At 70.3% G+C, this 18188-nt stretch carries 21 protein-coding genes; 13 read left to right on the forward strand and 8 right to left on the reverse strand.

From position 1 onward, the window contains the following. Positions 1 to 175: 175 nt before the first annotated feature. On the reverse strand, positions 176 to 793 hold the full coding sequence (locus tag HS041_RS26730) for a TetR/AcrR family transcriptional regulator (RefSeq protein ID WP_196443614.1): 618 nt from the start codon (positions 791 to 793) through the stop codon (positions 176 to 178). Positions 794 to 884: 91 nt separating this feature from the next. On the opposite strand from HS041_RS26730, the gene HS041_RS26735 reads away from it, so the two are divergent. Further along, a complete protein-coding gene (locus HS041_RS26735) occupies positions 885 to 1622 on the forward strand; it encodes an SDR family NAD(P)-dependent oxidoreductase (protein WP_196443615.1) in 738 nt (245 codons plus the stop codon). A gap of 69 nt (positions 1623 to 1691) precedes the next feature. Here the strand turns inward: HS041_RS26735 and HS041_RS26740 are convergent, their stop codons facing one another. The 6 genes from HS041_RS26740 to HS041_RS26765 form a co-directional block, all read right to left on the reverse strand. Further along, complete coding sequence (locus HS041_RS26740; protein WP_196443616.1) at positions 1692 to 3443, reverse strand: diguanylate cyclase; 1752 nt, start codon at positions 3441 to 3443, stop codon at positions 1692 to 1694. Positions 3444 to 3562: 119 nt separating this feature from the next. After that, positions 3563 to 5128, reverse strand: coding sequence for a sensor histidine kinase (locus HS041_RS26745; RefSeq protein ID WP_196443617.1), 1566 nt, complete (start codon positions 5126 to 5128; stop codon positions 3563 to 3565). Between the two features lie 8 nt (positions 5129 to 5136). After that, positions 5137 to 5853, reverse strand: coding sequence for a response regulator transcription factor (locus HS041_RS26750; protein WP_196443618.1), 717 nt, complete (start codon positions 5851 to 5853; stop codon positions 5137 to 5139). Positions 5854 to 6078: 225 nt separating this feature from the next. Beyond that, positions 6079 to 6858, reverse strand: a complete 780-nt coding sequence (locus HS041_RS26755) for a hypothetical protein (protein ID WP_196443619.1) — start codon at positions 6856 to 6858, stop codon at positions 6079 to 6081. Then, positions 6855 to 7772 (reverse strand): ABC transporter ATP-binding protein, encoded by a 918-nt coding sequence (locus tag HS041_RS26760; RefSeq protein ID WP_196443620.1) that lies wholly within the window; start codon positions 7770 to 7772, stop codon positions 6855 to 6857. Before HS041_RS26760 ends, HS041_RS26755 begins: the two co-directional genes overlap by 4 nt. 210 nt (positions 7773 to 7982) lie before the next feature. Then, on the reverse strand, positions 7983 to 8711 hold the full coding sequence (locus HS041_RS26765; protein ID WP_196443621.1) for a MerR family transcriptional regulator: 729 nt from the start codon (positions 8709 to 8711) through the stop codon (positions 7983 to 7985). Between the two features lie 87 nt (positions 8712 to 8798). Here HS041_RS26765 and HS041_RS26770 point away from each other — a divergent pair, with 87 nt between their 5' ends. The 10 genes from HS041_RS26770 to HS041_RS26815 all read left to right on the forward strand — a co-directional run bounded on the left by HS041_RS26770 (position 8799) and on the right by HS041_RS26815 (position 16587). Next, the gene (locus HS041_RS26770; protein WP_196443622.1) at positions 8799 to 9290 is read left to right on the forward strand and encodes a DUF6194 family protein; all 492 of its coding nucleotides are present in this window, start codon (positions 8799 to 8801) and stop codon (positions 9288 to 9290) included. A 697-nt stretch (positions 9291 to 9987) separates the two neighbouring features. After that, positions 9988 to 10416, forward strand: a complete 429-nt coding sequence (locus HS041_RS26775) for an SSI family serine proteinase inhibitor (protein ID WP_196443623.1) — start codon at positions 9988 to 9990, stop codon at positions 10414 to 10416. Between the two features lie 170 nt (positions 10417 to 10586). Beyond that, entirely contained in the window at positions 10587 to 11027 is a 441-nt protein-coding gene (locus tag HS041_RS26780; protein ID WP_196443624.1) for a hypothetical protein, read from the forward strand. A gap of 588 nt (positions 11028 to 11615) precedes the next feature. Continuing rightward, on the forward strand, positions 11616 to 11795 hold the full coding sequence (locus HS041_RS26785; protein ID WP_196443625.1) for a hypothetical protein: 180 nt from the start codon (positions 11616 to 11618) through the stop codon (positions 11793 to 11795). Next, entirely contained in the window at positions 11795 to 13066 is a 1272-nt protein-coding gene (locus HS041_RS26790; RefSeq protein WP_196443626.1) for a PP2C family protein-serine/threonine phosphatase, read from the forward strand. The genes HS041_RS26785 and HS041_RS26790 overlap by 1 nt, the downstream gene beginning before the upstream one ends. Further along, entirely contained in the window at positions 13063 to 13419 is a 357-nt protein-coding gene (locus tag HS041_RS26795; RefSeq protein WP_196443627.1) for an STAS domain-containing protein, read from the forward strand. Before HS041_RS26790 ends, HS041_RS26795 begins: the two co-directional genes overlap by 4 nt. A gap of 200 nt (positions 13420 to 13619) precedes the next feature. Further along, entirely contained in the window at positions 13620 to 14000 is a 381-nt protein-coding gene (locus tag HS041_RS26800; protein ID WP_196443628.1) for an anti-sigma factor antagonist, read from the forward strand. Positions 14001 to 14231: 231 nt separating this feature from the next. Then, positions 14232 to 14867, forward strand: a complete 636-nt coding sequence (locus tag HS041_RS26805; RefSeq protein ID WP_196443629.1) for a hypothetical protein — start codon at positions 14232 to 14234, stop codon at positions 14865 to 14867. A 123-nt stretch (positions 14868 to 14990) separates the two neighbouring features. Next, complete coding sequence (locus HS041_RS26810) at positions 14991 to 15464, forward strand: carboxymuconolactone decarboxylase family protein (protein WP_196443630.1); 474 nt, start codon at positions 14991 to 14993, stop codon at positions 15462 to 15464. 157 nt (positions 15465 to 15621) lie between these two features. Beyond that, positions 15622 to 16587 carry an RNA polymerase sigma-70 factor gene (locus tag HS041_RS26815; protein WP_196443631.1) on the forward strand — a complete coding sequence of 322 codons (966 nt, stop codon included), beginning with the start codon at positions 15622 to 15624 and terminating at the stop codon, positions 16585 to 16587. Positions 16588 to 16689: 102 nt separating this feature from the next. Here HS041_RS26815 and HS041_RS26820 read toward each other — a convergent pair whose 3' ends face one another. Further along, the gene (locus tag HS041_RS26820) at positions 16690 to 17055 is read right to left on the reverse strand and encodes an STAS domain-containing protein (RefSeq protein WP_196443632.1); all 366 of its coding nucleotides are present in this window, start codon (positions 17053 to 17055) and stop codon (positions 16690 to 16692) included. 337 nt (positions 17056 to 17392) lie between these two features. Here HS041_RS26820 and HS041_RS26825 point away from each other — a divergent pair, with 337 nt between their 5' ends. Then, a complete protein-coding gene (locus tag HS041_RS26825) occupies positions 17393 to 17719 on the forward strand; it encodes a helix-turn-helix transcriptional regulator (RefSeq protein ID WP_196443633.1) in 327 nt (108 codons plus the stop codon). Positions 17720 to 17827: 108 nt separating this feature from the next. Continuing rightward, a complete protein-coding gene (locus HS041_RS26830) occupies positions 17828 to 18169 on the forward strand; it encodes a hypothetical protein (protein WP_307845485.1) in 342 nt (113 codons plus the stop codon). Positions 18170 to 18188: the final 19 nt, after the last annotated feature.

Genomic DNA, 18188 nt, shown 5'->3' on the forward strand with positions numbered 1-18188 from the left:
GACAAGCATGGCAAACGCCTCCGACAACGCCCGGTGCGCCCGGCACCCGGGCACCGGCGGTCGCCGAACCACCGCCGTCATCACCTCACCACGGCAGGCTGACGATCATCCGCGTGCCCGTTTCCGATCGATACGGCGAGATGCGCTCGGGGGAGACGCCGGTCCTCGCGCCCGTTCACACTCGGGGTGCCGGCGCCAGCGAGCGCAGGTAGCCACCGGCCGCGGCGAGGGCGATACGCAGCCGCTGCGGGTCACGGGTCGTCTTGGCCAGCAGCAGGCCTCCCTGGATCGTGGCGAGCACGGCGTAAGCCGACTGCGCGGTGTCGGCGTCCGGCCGGAGCAGGCCGCGCTCCCGCAACCGGTCCAGCATCGTGTGCAGCTGCGCCGCCCAGCCGTCGAAGGATCGAGCGAGGTCCTGCCGCGCCGCTTCGTCGGTGTCGGCGAGCTCGGCGGCGAGTGATCCGATCGGGCATCCGACACGGCAGTTCAGGGCCTCCTGGTGGGCCACGAGCGCCTCGAACCAGGCTTCCAGGGCCGCCCAGGAGTCGATCTGGGCCAGTCGCTCCGCCATGCCGCCGACGAGGGACGCGGTCTGCCAGGCGATGACCGCGCGGACGAGCGCCTGCTTGTCGGCGAAGTAGTGGTAGAGCTGGCTCTTGCTGGCCTCGGCCTCGGTCAGCACCTGATCGAGGCTGGTGGCCTCGACGCCCTGGCGTTCGATGAGCCCGGCAGCGCTGGCCACGATGCGTTCCCGGGTGCGCCGCCCACGCGCGGTCTTCGGTTCTTCCGGCACGCCTCGGACTCTATCACCGGAGTGGACCGTACGGTCCAGTTGTGATTAGATTGGACCGTTCAGTCCAGTTCTTGTGGAACGAGGTCCCCTCATGCAGCTCACCGGATTCCGTGCCCTGGTCACCGGCGCCACCTCCGGCATCGGCCGCGCCATCGCCGAGGCGTTCGCACGGGAAGGCGCCCACGTTCTCGTCGCCGGGCGCGACGCGGCGCGCGCCACCGAGGTCGTCGACGGCATCACCGCCGCGGGCGGGGATGCCTCGCCCGTCATCGCCGACCTCGGCGCGCCGGACGGAGTCGCCGCGCTGGTCGAGGCGGCCAAGGCGCACGGCCCGATCGACGTGCTGGTCAACAACGCCGGCATCTACCCGCTCCTGGACACCCCGCAGACCGATGAGAAGACGTTCGAGGCCACCATGAACCTCAACGTGCGGGCGCCGTTCTTCCTGACCGCGGCGCTGGCCCCGCTCATGGCGGCGCGCGGCCACGGCCGGATCATCAACATCAGCTCGATCGCGGCCCACCTCGGCACGTCCACCATGGTGCTGTACGGCGCCTCCAAGGCCGCGCTGGAGTCTTTGACCAAGGCGTGGGCGGCCGAGTTCGGGCCGTCCGGCGTCAACGTGAACGCGATCGCACCCGGCCCGACCCGCACTCCCGGCACCGCGCCCCTGGGAGCCGGGCTCGACGAGTTCACCAGCACATTCCCGGCCGGTAGGCCGGGTACGCCGGAGGAGATCGCCGGGGCGGCCGTCTACCTCGCCGGCCCGGGGGCGGCGTTCGTGCACGGTGCCACCGTCGTCGTCGACGGCGGCCGGATGGCCATCTGAGCCGGGCCCGATCAGATGGAGCACGACCTCGCGGCCGGTGCACCCGGCCGGCACGTGGCCAGGGGCGCCTCACGCTGCGCTGGGGGGTGCTCCGGCCTCCGGCTCTCCAGCCACGCGGACCTGGTTGCGGCCGCCGTGCTTGGCCGCGTACAACGCCTGGTCGGCGGCCTGCAGCAGGTCGTCGGGACTGTGGCCGGGCGCCAGGGCGGCCACGCCGGCGCTGAAAGTGACCTGCAGAAGACGCCCGTCGGCGTGGACGCTCTCGCCCGCGACCCGCTCCCGTAGCGCGTTGACGCGGGCTCGGGCCTGGTCGGCGCTGGCGCCGGGAAACACCACGACGAACTCCTCGCCGCCGTAGCGGGCCACGATGTCGCTGCGGCGCACCTCGCCACCGAGCAGCCGGGCGAAAGCGATCAGCACCTCGTCGCCGGCGCGGTGGCCGTAGCGGTCGTTGACCTGCTTGAAGTGATCGATGTCCAGCAGGGCCAGGCTCAGCGGCTGGTCGCCCGCGACGGCGGCGGCCATCGTCTGCCGCAGTCCCTCCATCAGGTGACGGCGGTTGTGCAGTCCGGTCAGCGCATCGCGAGTGGCCTGTTCGACCAGGTCGGCGCGGAGCAGCTCGATGGTGCGCAACTTTTCGTGCAGCTGGGTGTTGCTCTGCTCCAGCTGGCGTTGCTTGTCGTGCAGCCGCCCGTTGACCGCTTCCAGTTCCTGCTGCTTGTCGTGCAGCCGGGTGTTGCTCTGCTCCAGCTCGGTGCGCTGCTGGAGCAGCTGGGCGTTGGCGTGTTCCAGGTCGCGGCGCTGCCGGTTGAGCACGGTGACGTCACGGGCCAGGACGGCCCAGCCGGCGTGGCCGCCCCGGCGGTCGTGCAGCACGCTGGCGCGCACGTTCAGATCCACCTCGCGCCCCGCGCCGTCGGTGAGGGACACCTCCGTCTCCCCGCCGCCGGCCGGGGGCAGACCGCCGAACATGTCGGCCAGCGACAGCCCGATGAGCCGATCGGGAAGATCGTGCGCCAGCTGCCGCAGCATGCGCTCGGCCGCGGCGTTGAGATCCAGGATCCGGCCCGAGGCGTCGATGGTGGCGACCACGTCGCCGATCATGTCGAAGACACGTTCACGGGCCACCGGCACCAGCTCGGGCAGGGAGCGGCGCACCAGCGTCCAGTAGATGATGACCGCCGTGACGCAAAAGCCCACCGAGGTCAGTCCGGTGACCTGCACCAGCCCGGCCAGGCTGGCGACGTTGGCCGCGATGGGGGCGAAAGCCCCGGCCAGGATGGCACCGTACAGTCCCCGCTGGGCACGCGGGCCTTTGATCCACGCTTGCATCAGCCGGACCACGGCGGCGGCCAGCAGCAGGTAGCTGTAGGAGGTGTGCGCCCAGAACAGCGGTCCCACCTGGGGAGTGGAGGTGCCGTAGGGATCGGCCCAGTCGGTGGCCAGGAAGAACCGGTAGTGCCATGGGTTGGTGACGATCGCGGCCAGCAGGAGCACCGGTTCGATGCCCAGCAGCACGATGGTGCGCCGCGAAGGGCGCCAGCGCCGGTCGACCACGGCCAGCGACAGGCAGCACAGGCCCGCCGGAACCGCGCCGATGGCCAGGAACTTGACCGCCTGCAGCACCCGGGCGATCTCGGCGCCGGCGGTCAGGGTCAACAGTGCGTCCGCTGCCGACCATCCGGCGATCCCCGCGGCCAGGAACGCCAGCGCGCCGACCGCCGGGGCCGCGTGCCGGCGCCGCCAGCCGACGACGGCGACCATGGCGGCCACGATCGCCGACAGAGCGAACAGCAGGATCAACAACGGTCGTCCTGCCATTGCCTCTCCCGTCATGCGGTGGGGGTGATGCCGTGGCCGATCGGCCGGACACGCAGTGACCTGAGGATTTCACCGGCGCTGCGCCCGGGGCGGCGGCACCGAGGCGATGCGCGAGCGCGTCACCCAGCGGCAGGCCGTCCCGGCCCGCGCCACCGGACGGGCTCCGGGGCGGCGGGAAGGACCACCCGGAAGGCGGAGCCCCGGGCGGGAGCGGTACGCACCTCCACGCGCCCCCCGTGGGCGGAGACGATGGACCGGACGATGGCCAGCCCCAGACCTGCGCCGCCCCCCGCGGCGCGGCTGCGTGAGTCGTCCGCGCGGTAGAAGCGGTCGAACGCGCGGGCCGCCTGGTCGGCGGTCATCCCGGGGCCCGTGTCCTCGATCACGAGCACGGCCTCGCCCCCGGCCGTGCCGACGCCTATCCGCACCGGGGTGCCCGGCGGGGTGTGGGCGACGGCGTTGCCGACGAGATTGGCCGTCACCTGCCGCAGTCTGGCCTCGTCACCGCGGACCGGAGCCTCCTGGGGAGGACCGCCGTCCGGGCCGGTCAAGGTGATCCGGCGGGCGGGATCCAACCCCTGCAGGTCGTGGTGGGCGTCGGCGGCGAGGGTACGGAGATCCATCAGGGAGAGGTCCATCGGAAGGGCGCTCTCCCCCTCGTCCAGGCGCGCCAGCAGGAGCAGGTCCTCGATCAACCGCGCCAGACGTCCCGCCTCGCTCTCGATGCGGCTCATGGTCCAGTCGGTGTCGGGCAGGCCGCCCATCCGGTGCAGTTCGGAGAAGCCCTTGATGCCGAACAGCGGTGTACGCAGCTCGTGGCTGGCGTCCGCGACGAAGCGCCGCATCCGGGCCTCCGACGCCTCCCTGGCGGCGAAGGCCGCCTCGATCTGGCCGAGCATGCCGTTGAGCGCGGCCGACAGGCGTCCCACTTCGGTGCGCGGCGCCAGGCCGGGGACCCGCCGGGACAGGTCGCCTCCGGCGATGGCGGCCGCGGCCTCCTCGATCCCGCGCAGCGGCCGCAGCCCTGCGCGCACGGCGAACCAGCCGACGACCGCCAGCAGGACCAGCAGCGCGACCGACGTGATCAGGCAGACCAGGACCAGCCTGGCGAGGGTCGACCTCACCCCGCCCAGTGACGCGGCCACGGCGACGTTGCCGCTCTCTGAGGGAAGTACGCCTCCCGGCGGCAGCCGCCGCGCGACCCGTGGCATCACGATCACCCGCCAGTTCGCGGCGTCCGCCTTTCCCGGGGCGTCGAAGGGACGTCCGCCGAGCCTGGCGACGGCCCCGGCGTCGAGCCGCGGGAGCCGCGGGCCCCGCCCCGGATCCCGCGACACCGTGTTCACCTGTTCCTGAACGGTTCCGTCCGGGGCGAGGTAGGTGACATGGACCTCATCGATGAGGTCCGTGCCGGGGAGCAGCCGCAGCGCCTGCCTGCCTTCCTGGGACGGCTGCGGCCGGACCAGCTCGGGGGAGAGGCGCGCCAGCAGCGCCGCGAGCGGCTCCAGTTGCCCGTCCACCCGGCTGACCAGGTGGGATCGGAGGGTGGCGATCGCAACCGTGCTGCTGATCGCCAGTCCGGCCGCCAGCAGGACCGTCGTGATCAGCAGGAGGCGGCCGCGGAGCGAGAGTCCTCCGGGCCGCCGCTCCGTCCTCCTGGCGCCCGTCGGCACGGCCGTGCTCACTGCCGTGCTCACTGCCGTGCCCGGGGGCTGCGTATCACGTATCCCACGCCGTGCACGGTGTGGATGAGCTTGGGCTCGACGGTGTCGACCTTGCGCCGCAGGTAGCTCACGTAGGTGTCGACGATGCTGGAGTCGCCCGCGAAATCGTACTGCCAGACATGATCCAGGATCTGGGTCTTGGAGACCACTCTCCCCGCGTTCAGGACCAGGTAGTGCAGCAGCCGGAACTCGGTGGGCGACAGCCGTACCGGACGGCCGGTCCTGAACACCTGATGGCCGTCGGGGTCGACCTCCAGGTCGCCCACCCTCAACGTCCGGTCGTCGGGCGCGAGCCCCGTGCGGCGGAGCACGGCCTGGATCCGGGCGAGCAGCTCCTCCAGGTCGAACGGCTTGGTCACGTAGTCGTCGCCGCCGAGCCGCAATCCGTTGATCTTGTCTGCCGCGGCGTCGCGCGCGGTGAGGAACAGCACGGGGATCTGGCCCGGACGGCCGGCGCTCAGCGGCCTGGGGAGTTCCCTGAGGCGGCGGATGACCTCGAAGCCGTCCAGGTCCGGAAGCATCACGTCCAGCAGCACCAGATCGGGGGCCTCGTGCCGGGCGGCTTCCAGGGCTTCGGAGCCGGTGCCGGCGGAGCTGACGGTGTAACCGGCGAAGCGCAGGGTGGCCGAGAGTAGTTCCCGCACCACGGGCTCGTCGTCGACCACCAGCAACCGGTGTCCGTCCATGCGACTCCTCCCCGACGGCCGATGCTCTTGCGGGCGGGTTCCCTCAGGGCGGGTTCCCTCAGGGCGGGTTCCCTCAGGGCGGGTTCCCTCAGGGCGGGTTCCCTCAGGGCGGGTTCCCTCAGGGCGGGTTCCCTCAGGACGGGTTCCCTCAGGACGGGCGTGTTCCTTTCCGAGGATAGGACCGAGTGCGCCGCGCATGCGCCCGGAGCGCACCCCGCGCGGACATCAGACGTCCCGTGAGCGGAAGAGGGCGAACGCGGCCGACAGCAGGGCGAGCACGGTCACGGCGAGCACGGCGAGCCCCGCGTGGGGCGGGAGGGCGTCGGGGATCGGCGCCTCCGCGAACAGGCGCATTCCCGCACTGGTCGGCCAGTAGGTCAGCATCGCCCTGGCCAGGGACTCGGGCAGGAGCGATGACATCGCGGGCAGTATCAGCAGGAAGGATCCGAGAGCGATCGCTCCCGCCGTCCTGCGGAGCAGGAAGCCCATGGCGACGCCGTACAGGGCGATCAGGGTCAGGTACAGGCCGGCGCCGGCGATCGCCCCCGGCACGCCCGGATCCGTCAGAGCGGCGCCCGGGGCACCCTGAGCGGTGAGCATCGCCTGGCTGACCACGAAGGATCCCAGCGCGATGAGCGTTCCGCAGGGGAGCAGGAGCACGGCGACGACGGCCGCCTTGCCCGCGAGGAGACGCCCCCGCCGGGGCACGGCCGTCACGCTGGTGGGCATCATCCCCGAGGCGTACTCGGAGGTGACGGCCAGCACGCCCACGGCGCCGACGAGCAGCTGCACGAGCGCGAGGCCGCGGAACGCGGTGTCCAGGGGATCGAAGGACGTCTGCTCCGCGGGAGAGTCACCCAGGTAGGCTCTGCCGTTCGCGGTGCCGAAGAGATAGCCGTAGCAGAGAGCGATCACGAAGGCGCCGGCCAGCGTGCATCCGGTGGCGCGGATGGTGCGGAACTTGGTCCACTCCGAGCGCAGGACACCGGCGGCGGACGCGGTCACCGCCCGCCTCCTTCGGAGGCGCCGAACTCCATGCTGTCCCGGGTGAGCTCCATGTACGCCTCCTCCAGGGAGGTCCGGTGCGGGGTCAGCTCGTGCAGCACCACTCCGTGGACCATCGCGACCTTTCCGATCGCCGCGCTCTCCATCCCCGTCACCGCCAGCGCGCCCTCCGCGCCCGGCCGTACGGTCGCACCGGCGTCGCGCAGCCGGTGGGCGAGCTCCTCCGCGTCCGGGGTGCGCACCAGGACGCTCTCCCGCGCGTGGGAGCGCATGAACGCCTCCAGCCCGGTGTCGGCGAGCAGCCGGCCGCGGCCGATGATGACCAGGCGGTCGGCGGTCAGCGCCGTCTCGCTCATCAGATGGCTGGAGACCAGCACCGTCCGGCCCTCGGCGGCGAGGTCGCGCATGAGGGTGCGGATCCACACGATGCCCTCCGGGTCGAGCCCGTTGACCGGCTCGTCGAGTATCAGCACCGCCGGATCCCCGAGCAGGGCCGCGGCGAGGCCGAGCCGCTGGCCCATACCGAGGGACAGCCCGCCCGCACGCCGGCCGGCGGCCTGGACGAGGCCGACGAGGCCGAGGACCTCGTCGACCCGGCTGCGGGCGATGCCGTTGCTCTGGGCCAGGCACAGCAGGTGGTCGAAGACGCTCCTGCGCGGATGCACCGCGCGGGCGTCCAGCAGCGCGCCCACTTCCCGCATCGGCACGGGAAGGTCGGCGTAGCGGCGTCCGCGGATCGTCGCCGTGCCGCTCGTCGGAGCGTCGAGCCCCAGGATCGCCCGCATCGTGGTCGTCTTGCCTGCGCCGTTCGGGCCGAGGAAACCGGTGACCACGCCCGGCCTGACGTCGAAGCTCAGGTCGCCCACCGCCGTGACATGGCCGTGGCGCTTGGTCAACCGCCGTAACTCAATCATGGGACGGATCCTGGAACAGGCGGCTGCGCGATCTCGGGGAGGGTCTGTGAGTCTCCTGTGAGCCGCCCGGTCCGCGGGGTGGCGCCGAGACGGTGGCCGGGCCGCGCCGGGCCCCGGCGGCGCCGAAGCTCACAGGGAACTCACACGGAACTCACACGGTGCGGACGGCGACCACGACGAAGTCCTCCGCTCCAGGAGCCTGGGATGCGCCTACGCGGACCCCGCGTCGGCGGGGTCGCGGGGTGTTGAGATGGCCGGCGAGAGCACGGCACTGAGCGCGGCGGCACCGTCGAGGAGGGCTTTGGAGCGAGCCGTGATGCCGGCGTCTCTGGCAGCCAGCGCGGAGGCGACATCCGCCAGTCGGCGGGCGCGCCGTAGCTCCGGCATGAGAGCCCGAAGGGGTGCGATGCGGTAACCGGCCCTGCGCAGTTGGTGAACGATCCGTGCATCCCGCACCTGGGCTGGCGTATATCGTCGCGTTCCTCGCACGGGGTCGCGGTCGGGGACGACAAGATTCTCCGCATCCCAGTGCCGCAAGGTCGAAGGGCGCACGCCGAGGGCGGCGGCGAGTTCGGAGACGCTCATCGAGTCCGATGCGCGTACGTCTTCGATCGGCTCGCTGGAGATCGCCCGGGTGGCCTCCTCGGCCTGCCTCAATTCCGTGCGCTCTGCGTCGAGCCGGGCGTGCGCCGCGTCGAGAAGGGCGAGGACCTGTGAGACGGGGAATCGGTGGACGGCCCGAACGATCTTCTTGGCCTCGATCGGACCCGCGCCCGCTGCGAGGGCCCGGTAGGCCAGCGCGGACTGCAGATGCATCTCTCCGTAGATCCGGTAGCCCGTGGCCGTGCGCGTCGCCGGCGGCAGCACACCGTCGCGCTCGAGGTTGCGCACCTGCTGAACGGAGTATCCGGAACGCCGCGCGACATCGATGGTACGCATGTCCCCTGATTTGAGACCTGACACCCTGAAGCCCCTCAGTCTTCGCCTCAAAGCCTCCACAAGGACCTTAATGCAACGCTGGAGCACATGACCATAGACGAGATCATCGGCTTCGTAGACGGCCTCGACGGCGTCCTGATCGTCAGCCCGGCACCCGGCGACGGCTCGCCGGAGATCAGCTGGGGTGACACGTTCTTCTACTACTCGCCTGACGGCGTCATCCCGGCAACGACCCAGCCCTTCGCGACGGTCGTGACCAAGAACTACCCCGGCGACGAGGCGTCGAGGCTGGACCGGCCGGACACCTTCCGCGTGAACATCTCCGCAGGGAAGGAGGCGTTCATCCGGTGGACCGGTCACGCGCCACGCGAACCGGCCGCCACCGGGGCCGACCCCAGCGCCGCCGACACCGTGATCGCGCACCCCGTTTACGGCACCGCCGGCTGGCTGGCCGTGGTGAACCCGGGCTCGCGTACCGAGGCGGCGACCCGTGAGCTGCTGTCCACGGCCTATCGCCTCGCACGCTCGCGCTATGAGCGCCGCGCGGGGGTGGACCAAAGCCGATCCTCCGCCCGATAGGGGCCCTCCACCGGCGACTCCCGATCTGACGGGTGGGCAGACGCGACCTGCACGGACGCCGTCTCATGTAAGGATCTCCGGTGAAGGGGTTGGACCGATCGCTCCCGGCCGCGCGACGCAGGACCCCGCGGCAGCCGGATCGCCCGACGCGAGATCGATGTCCTCTCGCCTGCGAATAGCGACAAATGCTGTCTTTTCATCTTGTCGATGGTGACTGGGCGGCCGCAGCGTGATCGTGAGTTCTGTGATCGCGCCGTAGCGGGAGGCCGTTCCGGTCGGCGCATCCGATGCTTCCGGCGCAATGTGACCCATCTCACTTACGCGGTAAGCGGGCGGTGAGGAAAACCCTGTCGTGGAAATCCGTCGATCGTGATTACCAGTTTTCATAGAAGGTGCAACCTGGGCGATCCCGGTGAGCGCAGGGGGCGTTCCGCTGTCGATGGCCAAGCGCCGGTGACCGGATGTCCGGGCATGATGGGGTGCCTTTTCATTGAGACATCAACTAGTTGGCCGTTTTCGGACAGCGGTCGAGTTGCCCGATAGATGCATCCGTCCTAACATCTCCAACCGAAAGGATCTCCGCCTACCGGCGATGGATCCTTAAATATTCCCTCCGAAGAGCAGGGCGACAATTCATCCTCCCGTCGCCCCGCCGTAACGGGGACCGCGACCGCGGCAGAACCAACTGGAGGCACCGATGCGAATTGAACGATCCGTTAACACCCGCCTGGGGCGGCTCTCGCTGCTCACCGCGGCGATGGCGGCGCCGCTGCTGTGGGCTGCGCCGGCCACGGCCGCACCCGCTGCCCCGAGTAGCCCCACCGGCTCCTACCTGCTGACCGTGGAGCCCGAAAAAGGGCTGGGCGTGGCCAGGTCCGCGACCCTGACCTGCGCACCTGACGGCGGTACGCACACCACCGCCGCAACCGCCTGCGACCAGCTGCGCCGGGCCAGGGGCAAGGTGGCCGCCATCCCCGAAGACCCCGGTCCGTGCACGAAGGAATACGCCCCTGTCCGCGTCACCGCCGTCGGGACCTGGAAGGGCCAGCAGCGGCGATACACGCAGACTTATTCGAATCACTGTATGGCGGTGCGCGCCACCGGCGGCGTCCTTTTCGCCTTCTGAGCAGCCGCTCCGGAAGCGGAGCGCCTCTCGATAATCCCGGTGTCATCGATGCGGCGGACGGCTGTTCACCGCATCGATGACGCACGCCCTTTTTCTTGACGCGCGGACGACAATTCACGGAACGCGTGGTAGGAAATCCGGGAATCCCTCCCCTGAAAGGAGAAAGAAGAGTGAGGAAGCTGCTCCTCGCCACCGTCCTGGCGGCGATGACGGCCGGGTCCGCGACGGCGTGGGCCGACACTTCGGCGCCGACCGCGACCGGCCTCGCCGCGACGCAGATCTCATATGAGAAGTCCGGCGGTTTCGCCGGAATCAATCGGGAAATCACCGTCACCCGCGACGGTGAAGTGCGCGTCAGCGACACCATGAGAACCGGCCGCTTCCAGGCCGCCGCCGACGAACTCCGCTCCCTGCGCCGCAAGCTGGACGCCATATCGGCCTGGCGCTCTTCATCGAAGGGCTGTGAGGTCGCCGACCATTTCGCCTACAGGCTGAGCTACCGCGGCCGGCAGGCCACCCGATGCCATGAACTACCGGCCGACTGGCGGTCCGCGGTCACCCAGCTGGAGGAACTGATCGACCGTGGGCTCGCGGACCGCCCCGCGGAGTGAACCTGACGGGGGGTCATCCCACCTCGCGGGACGGGCACAGTAGGTGAACACGGCGGCGAGGCCGACGAAGAACGGGAAGCGGTCGGCCTCGCCGCTCGGACGGCGACGCAGCCACAGCCCGAACCTGACGACTCCCGATCACGGACAGCGGTTCCTCACACGCCGCGAAGGCGGCTCGGGCGTGACGGACCGTAGCCGACACCGAACCGGCTCCGCGAGCGCGCGACCGCCGCGGCTACCCGGAGGCGCAGGCTACGGCCGCCGACGGTGCCTGCGGTCCTGTACCTGCCGAAGCACCGGCGCCGAGCGGTGTGAAGAATCCCCCTCGATATCGAATAGATGCGCTCCGCCTGCTGCGAGGATGCAAGGATGAGCGATCATGGGCAATGCGGGAGCGAGTGTCGGGCATAACGTGGCGGTGAGCGGCCAGGCGGATGCGCCGACGGCGAGGCCGGCCCACGGGTTCGGCTGTGATCAGAACACCTGGCGGTCGAGCCGGTGCTGCCGGTCTCCTCGCCGCGTTACATTGACGATGAGAGCTACGGGGGCGGGTTCAGCCGGGCCGACATCGAGGAGCTGCCGGGGTCGATGGACAGCAACCACCCGGGCTGGTCTACGGCGGCCGTGCCAGTGATCATGGGCGATCCGGGCCGTCCCGAGCCGAGCCGGAAACCGGCCAACGGTGTCTGCCGCACCGGCCCGCTGATCGCCCCGCAGGCCGCCGCGGCGATCGCCCCCTTCGCCGCCGAACCCGCCGATCTGCGGTGATGAGCGCGGCCGGGCGGGAAGCCGGTCAACCCTTTCCCGAGGACGACCCGCACGCCGAGGCGGCGATGTTCTCGACGCTGCTGGAGGACAGCGCCGAGGACCTGTACGACAACGCGCCCTGCGGCTACCTGTCCACGCTGCCGGACGGCCAGATCGCCAAGGTCAACGCCACGCTGCTGCGCTGGCTCGGTTACACCCGCGAGGACCTCGTCGGCCGCCGGACCTTTTCCGACCTGCTCACCGTCGGCGGCAGGCTCTACTACGAGACCCATTTCGCGCCGCTGCTGAACATGCAGGGTGAGATCGGCGGCGTGGCCCTGGAACTGCGGGCCGCCGACGGCAGCCGGCTGCCGGTGCTGGTCACCTCCACGGTCAAGACCAGCGCCGACGGCCAACCGCGGCTGATCCGCACCACGATCTTCGACGCCTCCGACCGCCGCGCCTACGAACGCGAACTGCTGCGCGCCCGCCAGGAGGCCGATCGGGAACGGGAACGGCTCCAGCGGCTGGTCACCACCTTGCAACACAGCCTGCTGCCGTCCTCGCTGCCGAAGGTCCCCGGTCTGGAGGCCGCCGCCTACTACCACATCGCCTCCCGTGATGAGGTCAGCGGCGACTTCTACGACCTGTTCCCGCTGAGTCGCGAGCGGTGGGGCTTCTTCCTGGGTGACGTCTGCGGCAAAGGCGCCGGCGCCGCGGCGATGACCTCGCTGATCCGCTACACCCTGCGCGCGGCGGCGGTCTACGACCCCGATCCGGTGACCATCCTGGACACCCTCAACACCGCCCTGCACCAGGAGTACCGGGGCGACAACCCCCGGTACTGCACCGCCCTCTTCGGCATTCTCACCCCTGACGGCGACGGTTTCGCCATCACGCTGGCCGGCGGCGGCCACCCTCCGTGCCTGCTGCTGCGCGCCGACGGCACGGCCGACTTCCAGCCCACCCCCGACGGCATGCTGATCGGCATGCTGGCCGATGCCACCTTCACCGCCACGACGATCCGGCTGTCAGCCGGCGACACGCTCCTGCTGTACACCGACGGGCTGATCGAGGCCCACACCGCCACCACCGGCACCGTCGATGGCCGCTACGGAGACCAAGCCCTGCACACCTTCGCCGTCAAGCTCGCGCCCACCACCGCGACCGAGACCATCGCCGCGCTGGCCGAGTTGCTCACCGGCTTCGGCGACGGCCTCGACGACGACACCGCCGCCCTGGCGCTCAGCGTGCCCGCGCACCCGCCCGCCGACGAGCCGACGACCCCGTGACCGGCTTGACCCTCACCACCCGGCCCATCGAGCACGGTGTGGTGCTTCAGCTGAGCGGTGAGCTGGACCACCACACCGCTCCCCGCGTCCTGGAAACGCTCAAGCGCATCACCTTGACGGCCGGCCAGCAGCTCGTCGTCGACCTGTCCCGCCTGAGCTTCTGCGACTCCAGCGGCATCGCCAGCCTCGTCGCCGCCCGCAACCACGCCCTGGCCGCGGATGCGACGATCGCGTTGGCCGCGCTGCCCGCCTGGCTCACGCGGGTCTTCCGCATGGTCGGCCTGGACAAGGTCCTGGTTACCTACCCCACCACCCAGGCGGCGGCCGCGGCGTGGAGCCGACGCCTCCGCTGACCGCCCGCCCGCGCCCATGCCGGACCCGGCCGGTCGGCATCGGCCGTATGGATGGGATCGGTCATCTCCGCCGGCGGAGGCAACAGCAGAAGACATGTCGCAGTCCAACGGCTCTGCCGTCGACTGCGAGGCGCATGAGAGCAGGGGATCACTGGTAGGAATGGGGGCATGCCTGCCCTGTCCCCTGCACGCAGTCCGCGATGAGCACACGCTTCGGCTCCGCCTTCTCCGTCTCCCTGGCCCAGCACGGCGCCGTGATGGTCGCGCACGTCACCGGCGAACTGGACCCCAGCACCGTGCCGACCCTGCGCGAGAGCCTGCGGCCCCTGTGGGAGCGGAGCGATCTGACCGCGGTGGTGCTGGATACGGCCGGGGTGCCGTTCTGCGACTCGATGGGCGTCAACGGGATCATCGGGGTCATGAAGACCTGCCAGGCCGCGGGCAAGCGGTTCCTGCTCAGCGGTGTACACGGCACCCTGGCGCGGTTCCTGACGGCCACCGGTCTGCGCCGGGCCTTCGAGATCCACGACAGCGCAGACGAGGCGGTTCGGGCCGCAGCTCCCGGCAAGGGCAGCGCGTAAGCCGGCGTCCTCCGTGTCAATCATGCGACCTCTATAGGGACGTCATCCCTCCTCGCGCTCGTCCGGCAAGGTGCTGATGTCTTCGAACGAGGCCACGCGGACGTTCGGGCTGATCGCGGTCTCCTTCCGCTGCCGCTGTCTGACCGCGCAGCTCATGAGCACGGGGATGTCATCGCCGCCGGGTGGGGTTTCCCGTTTGAATCGGCTTCCGGCAGTGGGCGACACTGCACCATGCACTCCTGTGAGCAGCCCGGGCAGGTCTTCGACGAGGTGGGCGGCCGCGTCTACGCGGCATTGCGCTCCGGCGACCTCGATGCGGACTCTGTCGTGGAGTTGGCCTGCCTGGTGGAGGAGTGGGGCCGGCGCACCGCCGCCGTACAGGAAGTCCTCGAACGCCCCGCTCCTGATCTGACGGCGGCCGACCTGGCCCGGCTGGGTGAACGTCTTCTGGACGACATCGGGTTCGAGCCGACCTTCGCCCTCGAACCGGGCCTGTGGGCGACGCTGGAGCAGGCGCTGGGGATCGTGGAGCGCGATGTCCGCGCCACCGGGATCGCCGGAACGCTCCGGCTGGTCACTCCGGACTGGGACGACAGCGGTCGGGCCTGGGCGGAATTCCGGGGCGGCCATCACGGCAACGGCGTCTGGCCCGTCGAGGGAAGAGATCTCCAGGGGGCGCTCGCGAGCGTCGCCGACGCCGCCCAAGAAACGATCATGGAGCTGATCTGGACGGTCTGGCCGGCCTGCCCGGTGCACCACCTGGGCCTGCACGCCGAGCTGGAACACGGCGCGGCCGTCTGGCGCTGCGCGGGCGCCGGAGCGCACACCGTCGCACCCGTGGGCGCGCTCCCTTCCCAGCGCCGCTGACGCCGGATCCGTCGGCTGACGTGCGCCGACGGCCGGGAGACGCAGGTCACATTCCTCCATGTCACAGGGGGTCGGGCTACCTCGTCTCAGGGGGTGTAGCCACTGACGACAGAGGAGCACACCATGGATGCGCGACTGGACTACTTCACCTCCCCGACCGCCGGCAAGGTCCTCAAGCACTTCATGTCGGCGGGCAAGGCGCTCAAGGACTCGCCGCTGCCCGCCGCGACGCAGGAGCTGGTGGCGCTTCGCGTCAGTCAGATCAACGGCTGCGCCGTCTGCATCGACATGCACACCAAGGAGGCCGCCGCCTCCGGAGAGACCTCGGTACGGCTGAACCTGGTGGCGGCGTGGCGGGAGGCCGCGGTCTTCACCGAGGCCGAGCGTGCCGCGCTGGAGCTGGCGGAGGAGGGGACCCGGGTCGCGGATGCGGCCGGCGGGGTCAGCGACGAGGTGTGGGCGCGTGCCGCCAAGCACTACGACGACGAGCAGCTCACCGCCCTGGTGGTCCTGGTCTCCTTCATGAACACGGCGAACCGGCTGAACATCATCACCCGGCAGCCGGCCGGCAACTACGAGCCCGGCCAGTTCCACTGAACGGCACCGAGCAACCGGCTCGGGGTCCGGTGCGGGCACCGGAACCCCGGGCTCGGGGGCGTTACTCTGGCCTCCCGGTGGTCCGGATGATCATCAGAAGATGTCTGCGCCGGCGAGCACGGCCGCGTGGGAGGGCTTCAAGGGCAGGGGAGTCGGCGTGAGCAAGGTCGAGGAGTTCGAGGAGCTGCGGCCGCTGCTGTTTTCGATTGCCTATCGGATTCTGGGCAGTGTGGGTGAGGCCGAGGACGCGGTGCAGGAGACGTGGCTGCGCTTTGACGGCTCGGCGACCCGGCCCACGTCGACCAAGGCTTTTCTGTCGGCCGCGGTGACGCGGATCTCGATCGATGTGCTGCGTTCTGCGCGGGTGCGGCGAGAGGAATACGTGGGCCCGTGGTTTCCCGAGCCGCTGCTGAGCGATCCGTATCAGGATCCGGCGCGGTCGGTGGAGCTGGCCGACTCGGTGTCGATGGCGGCGCTGCTGCTGCTGGAGCGGCTCAGCCCGCTGGAGCGGGCGGTGTTTGTGCTGCGGGAGGTATTCGGCTTCGGGTTCGACGAGGTCGCGTCGGCGGTGGAGCGTTCGGAGGCGGCGTGCCGGCAGTTGCTGGTGAGGGCGCGGCGGCACATGGAGGCCGGGCGGCCGCGCTTCGAAGCGGTCCGCAAAGAGCGGGAGGAACTGGCGTCGAGGTTCTTCGACGCCCTCCGCGAAGGCAACGTCGCCGGCCTGCAGGAACTGCTCGCCGCCGACGTATCGATGGTCGGCGACGGCGGCGGCAAGGCCCCGCAGCTGGCCAGGGTCGTCATCGGCGCCGGGAAAGTGGCCCGGCTGCTTGCCTCCGTCTTCCCCCAGCTGGCCCGGATCGATGTGACGTTCGAGCCGCACGAGGTCAACGGCCAGCCGGGCGCGATCTTCCGTGATCGGGACGGCAAGGTGCTCCACACCCTGGTGCTCGATGTACTCGACGGGCAGATCCAGACGATCCGCTCAGTGATCAACCCCGACAAGCTCGGGCACGTGGGCCCGGTGGCGGACGCCTGGGCGATCGACCGCGAAGTGAGACAGGCGCGCCGGCCCCCCCTCCCGGGGTCACCGGCTCGGTCCGGAGCGTGCGGACGACCGCGGTGAACTCGCCTCTCCGCCGCCGAAACGACCTCAAGAAGATCATCGCTCTGTACGGCGGGAGCGTGCAGACGACCGGCAACCCGGGCAGGGGCGCCTGCGCGCATGTCATGCTGCCGGCTCCGCCGTCTGACCCGCCGTAGGCCGCTGGGGCGTGGTCGCGCCGGTGTCGGCTGGGAGCGGGTAGACGATGTCCAGGATGTGCTGCAGTGGTCGGGGCGGGGCCTGCAGACGCGTCCGGTCCGCGCCCACGGTCCTGATCAGGGCTCGCGTGCCGGCCACGTCGATGAAGGTCAGAGCGCTGCCGTCGATGACGAAGGACTCATCGATCCGTGCGGCCTGGACCAGCGTCTGGGCCACCCTCTCGGTGTTGCAGGCGTCGATCTCACCGATGAGCCGGATGATCGACCGTCCTGCCGATATCCGGCAGACGATGCACAACTGGGTGTCGGCGTACAACACCTGGTCGGTCACGGCTGGTTCGGCCGCTTGCGGGGCGGGTTGGCCGTGTGGCGGAGTCTGGTTCACCGGCGGGATCACGGGAAGGGCGTCTTATGCGCCGTGGTGGTGGGGTGCAGCCGCTTCCGTGCTGGAGGCGGGGCGCATGACGACGGCGGACGTGGTAGCGATCATCGTGTCCCCTCAGATGTTCTCGGTCGTGACGTCGGCGGCGGGCGCCGACACGGCAATCCTAAGCAGGAAACATGTTACAGGAAATACTTTTCCGCTTAGGGTCTTCTTGCAGGATGACCGACTGGATGCGTTAGCCTGACCAGCGGATCAGCTCGACAAGACAGTGAAGGTGTCCGCGATGACCGGCACGGACGACACCCGCTCCCGGTGGACGTTCCTGACCAACCATGCCCGCGTCCTGCTGGAGATCGCCCGCGACCCCCAGGCGCGACTGCGTGACATTGCCGCCGCCATCGGCATCACCGAACGCGCCGCCCAGGGCATCGTGACCGACCTGGAAGAGGCCGGCTACCTGACCCGCGACCGGGTCGGACGCCGCAACCACTACCACGTCAACCCCGACCAGCGGTTCCGGCACCCCGCCGAGGCCGATACCCCGATCGGTGCCCTGATCGACATCTTCACCCACCGGGAGACGAAGGAAAGCCACTGGCCGCGCCCGTAACCGGCCGCCTGACGGCTCGGCCCCGGCTGCCGGTCCCGACGGCCTGACGCTTGCTCCCTCGTGGGACCGCTACGCCCAGCGCTCGGGCGCGATGGCATGCTGAGTCATGTGGACGATCTCGAACCGCTCCGGCGGGAATTCGACGCGGAAGACGGCTCCTTCCTTCTCCAGCTCCGATCGGACCTCCACTGGGATCGACAGGCGTTCAGCCGCCTGGAGAAGACAATGCGCCGAGTCTGCGCTCAGCAGGAGACCGAAGACCGACTTGATCGATGGCTGGTCGAAGGCTACTGGTATATGGCCGACTTCGTTCCGGACTGGACCGGCCACCCGGACTTTCCTCGTCCGGAGCCGACCGAGTACTACGAAGCAGCATTGGAGCGCCTCCGCGACATCCAGAATTGGTTTGTCACCGGACGCTCTCCGTACCATGCCTGGCCGGATCTCTGAAGCGCTGCGTGCCGATGCA

The sequence above is a fragment of the Planomonospora sp. ID67723 genome, assembly GCF_015711605.1.
Taxonomy (GTDB): domain Bacteria; phylum Actinomycetota; class Actinomycetes; order Streptosporangiales; family Streptosporangiaceae; genus Planomonospora_A.

Excerpts from the sequence above, each read along its gene's own strand:
- HS041_RS26735 (WP_196443615.1), top strand. The coding sequence starts at position 885 with ATGCAGCTCACCGGATTCCGTGCCCTGGTCACCGGCGCCACCTCCGGC.
- HS041_RS26740 (WP_196443616.1), bottom strand. The coding sequence starts at position 3,443 with ATGGCAGGACGACCGTTGTTGATCCTGCTGTTCGCTCTGTCGGCGATC.
- HS041_RS26750 (WP_196443618.1), bottom strand. The coding sequence starts at position 5,853 with ATGGACGGACACCGGTTGCTGGTGGTCGACGACGAGCCCGTGGTGCGG.
- HS041_RS26760 (WP_196443620.1), bottom strand. The coding sequence starts at position 7,772 with ATGATTGAGTTACGGCGGTTGACCAAGCGCCACGGCCATGTCACGGCG.
- HS041_RS26765 (WP_196443621.1), bottom strand. The coding sequence starts at position 8,711 with ATGCGTACCATCGATGTCGCGCGGCGTTCCGGATACTCCGTTCAGCAG.
- HS041_RS26770 (WP_196443622.1), top strand. The coding sequence starts at position 8,799 with ATGACCATAGACGAGATCATCGGCTTCGTAGACGGCCTCGACGGCGTC.
- HS041_RS26775 (WP_196443623.1), top strand. The coding sequence starts at position 9,988 with ATGCGAATTGAACGATCCGTTAACACCCGCCTGGGGCGGCTCTCGCTG.
- HS041_RS26785 (WP_196443625.1), top strand. The coding sequence starts at position 11,616 with ATGGACAGCAACCACCCGGGCTGGTCTACGGCGGCCGTGCCAGTGATC.
- HS041_RS26790 (WP_196443626.1), top strand. The coding sequence starts at position 11,795 with ATGAGCGCGGCCGGGCGGGAAGCCGGTCAACCCTTTCCCGAGGACGAC.
- HS041_RS26800 (WP_196443628.1), top strand. The coding sequence starts at position 13,620 with ATGAGCACACGCTTCGGCTCCGCCTTCTCCGTCTCCCTGGCCCAGCAC.
- HS041_RS26805 (WP_196443629.1), top strand. The coding sequence starts at position 14,232 with ATGCACTCCTGTGAGCAGCCCGGGCAGGTCTTCGACGAGGTGGGCGGC.
- HS041_RS26810 (WP_196443630.1), top strand. The coding sequence starts at position 14,991 with ATGGATGCGCGACTGGACTACTTCACCTCCCCGACCGCCGGCAAGGTC.
- HS041_RS26825 (WP_196443633.1), top strand. The coding sequence starts at position 17,393 with ATGACCGGCACGGACGACACCCGCTCCCGGTGGACGTTCCTGACCAAC.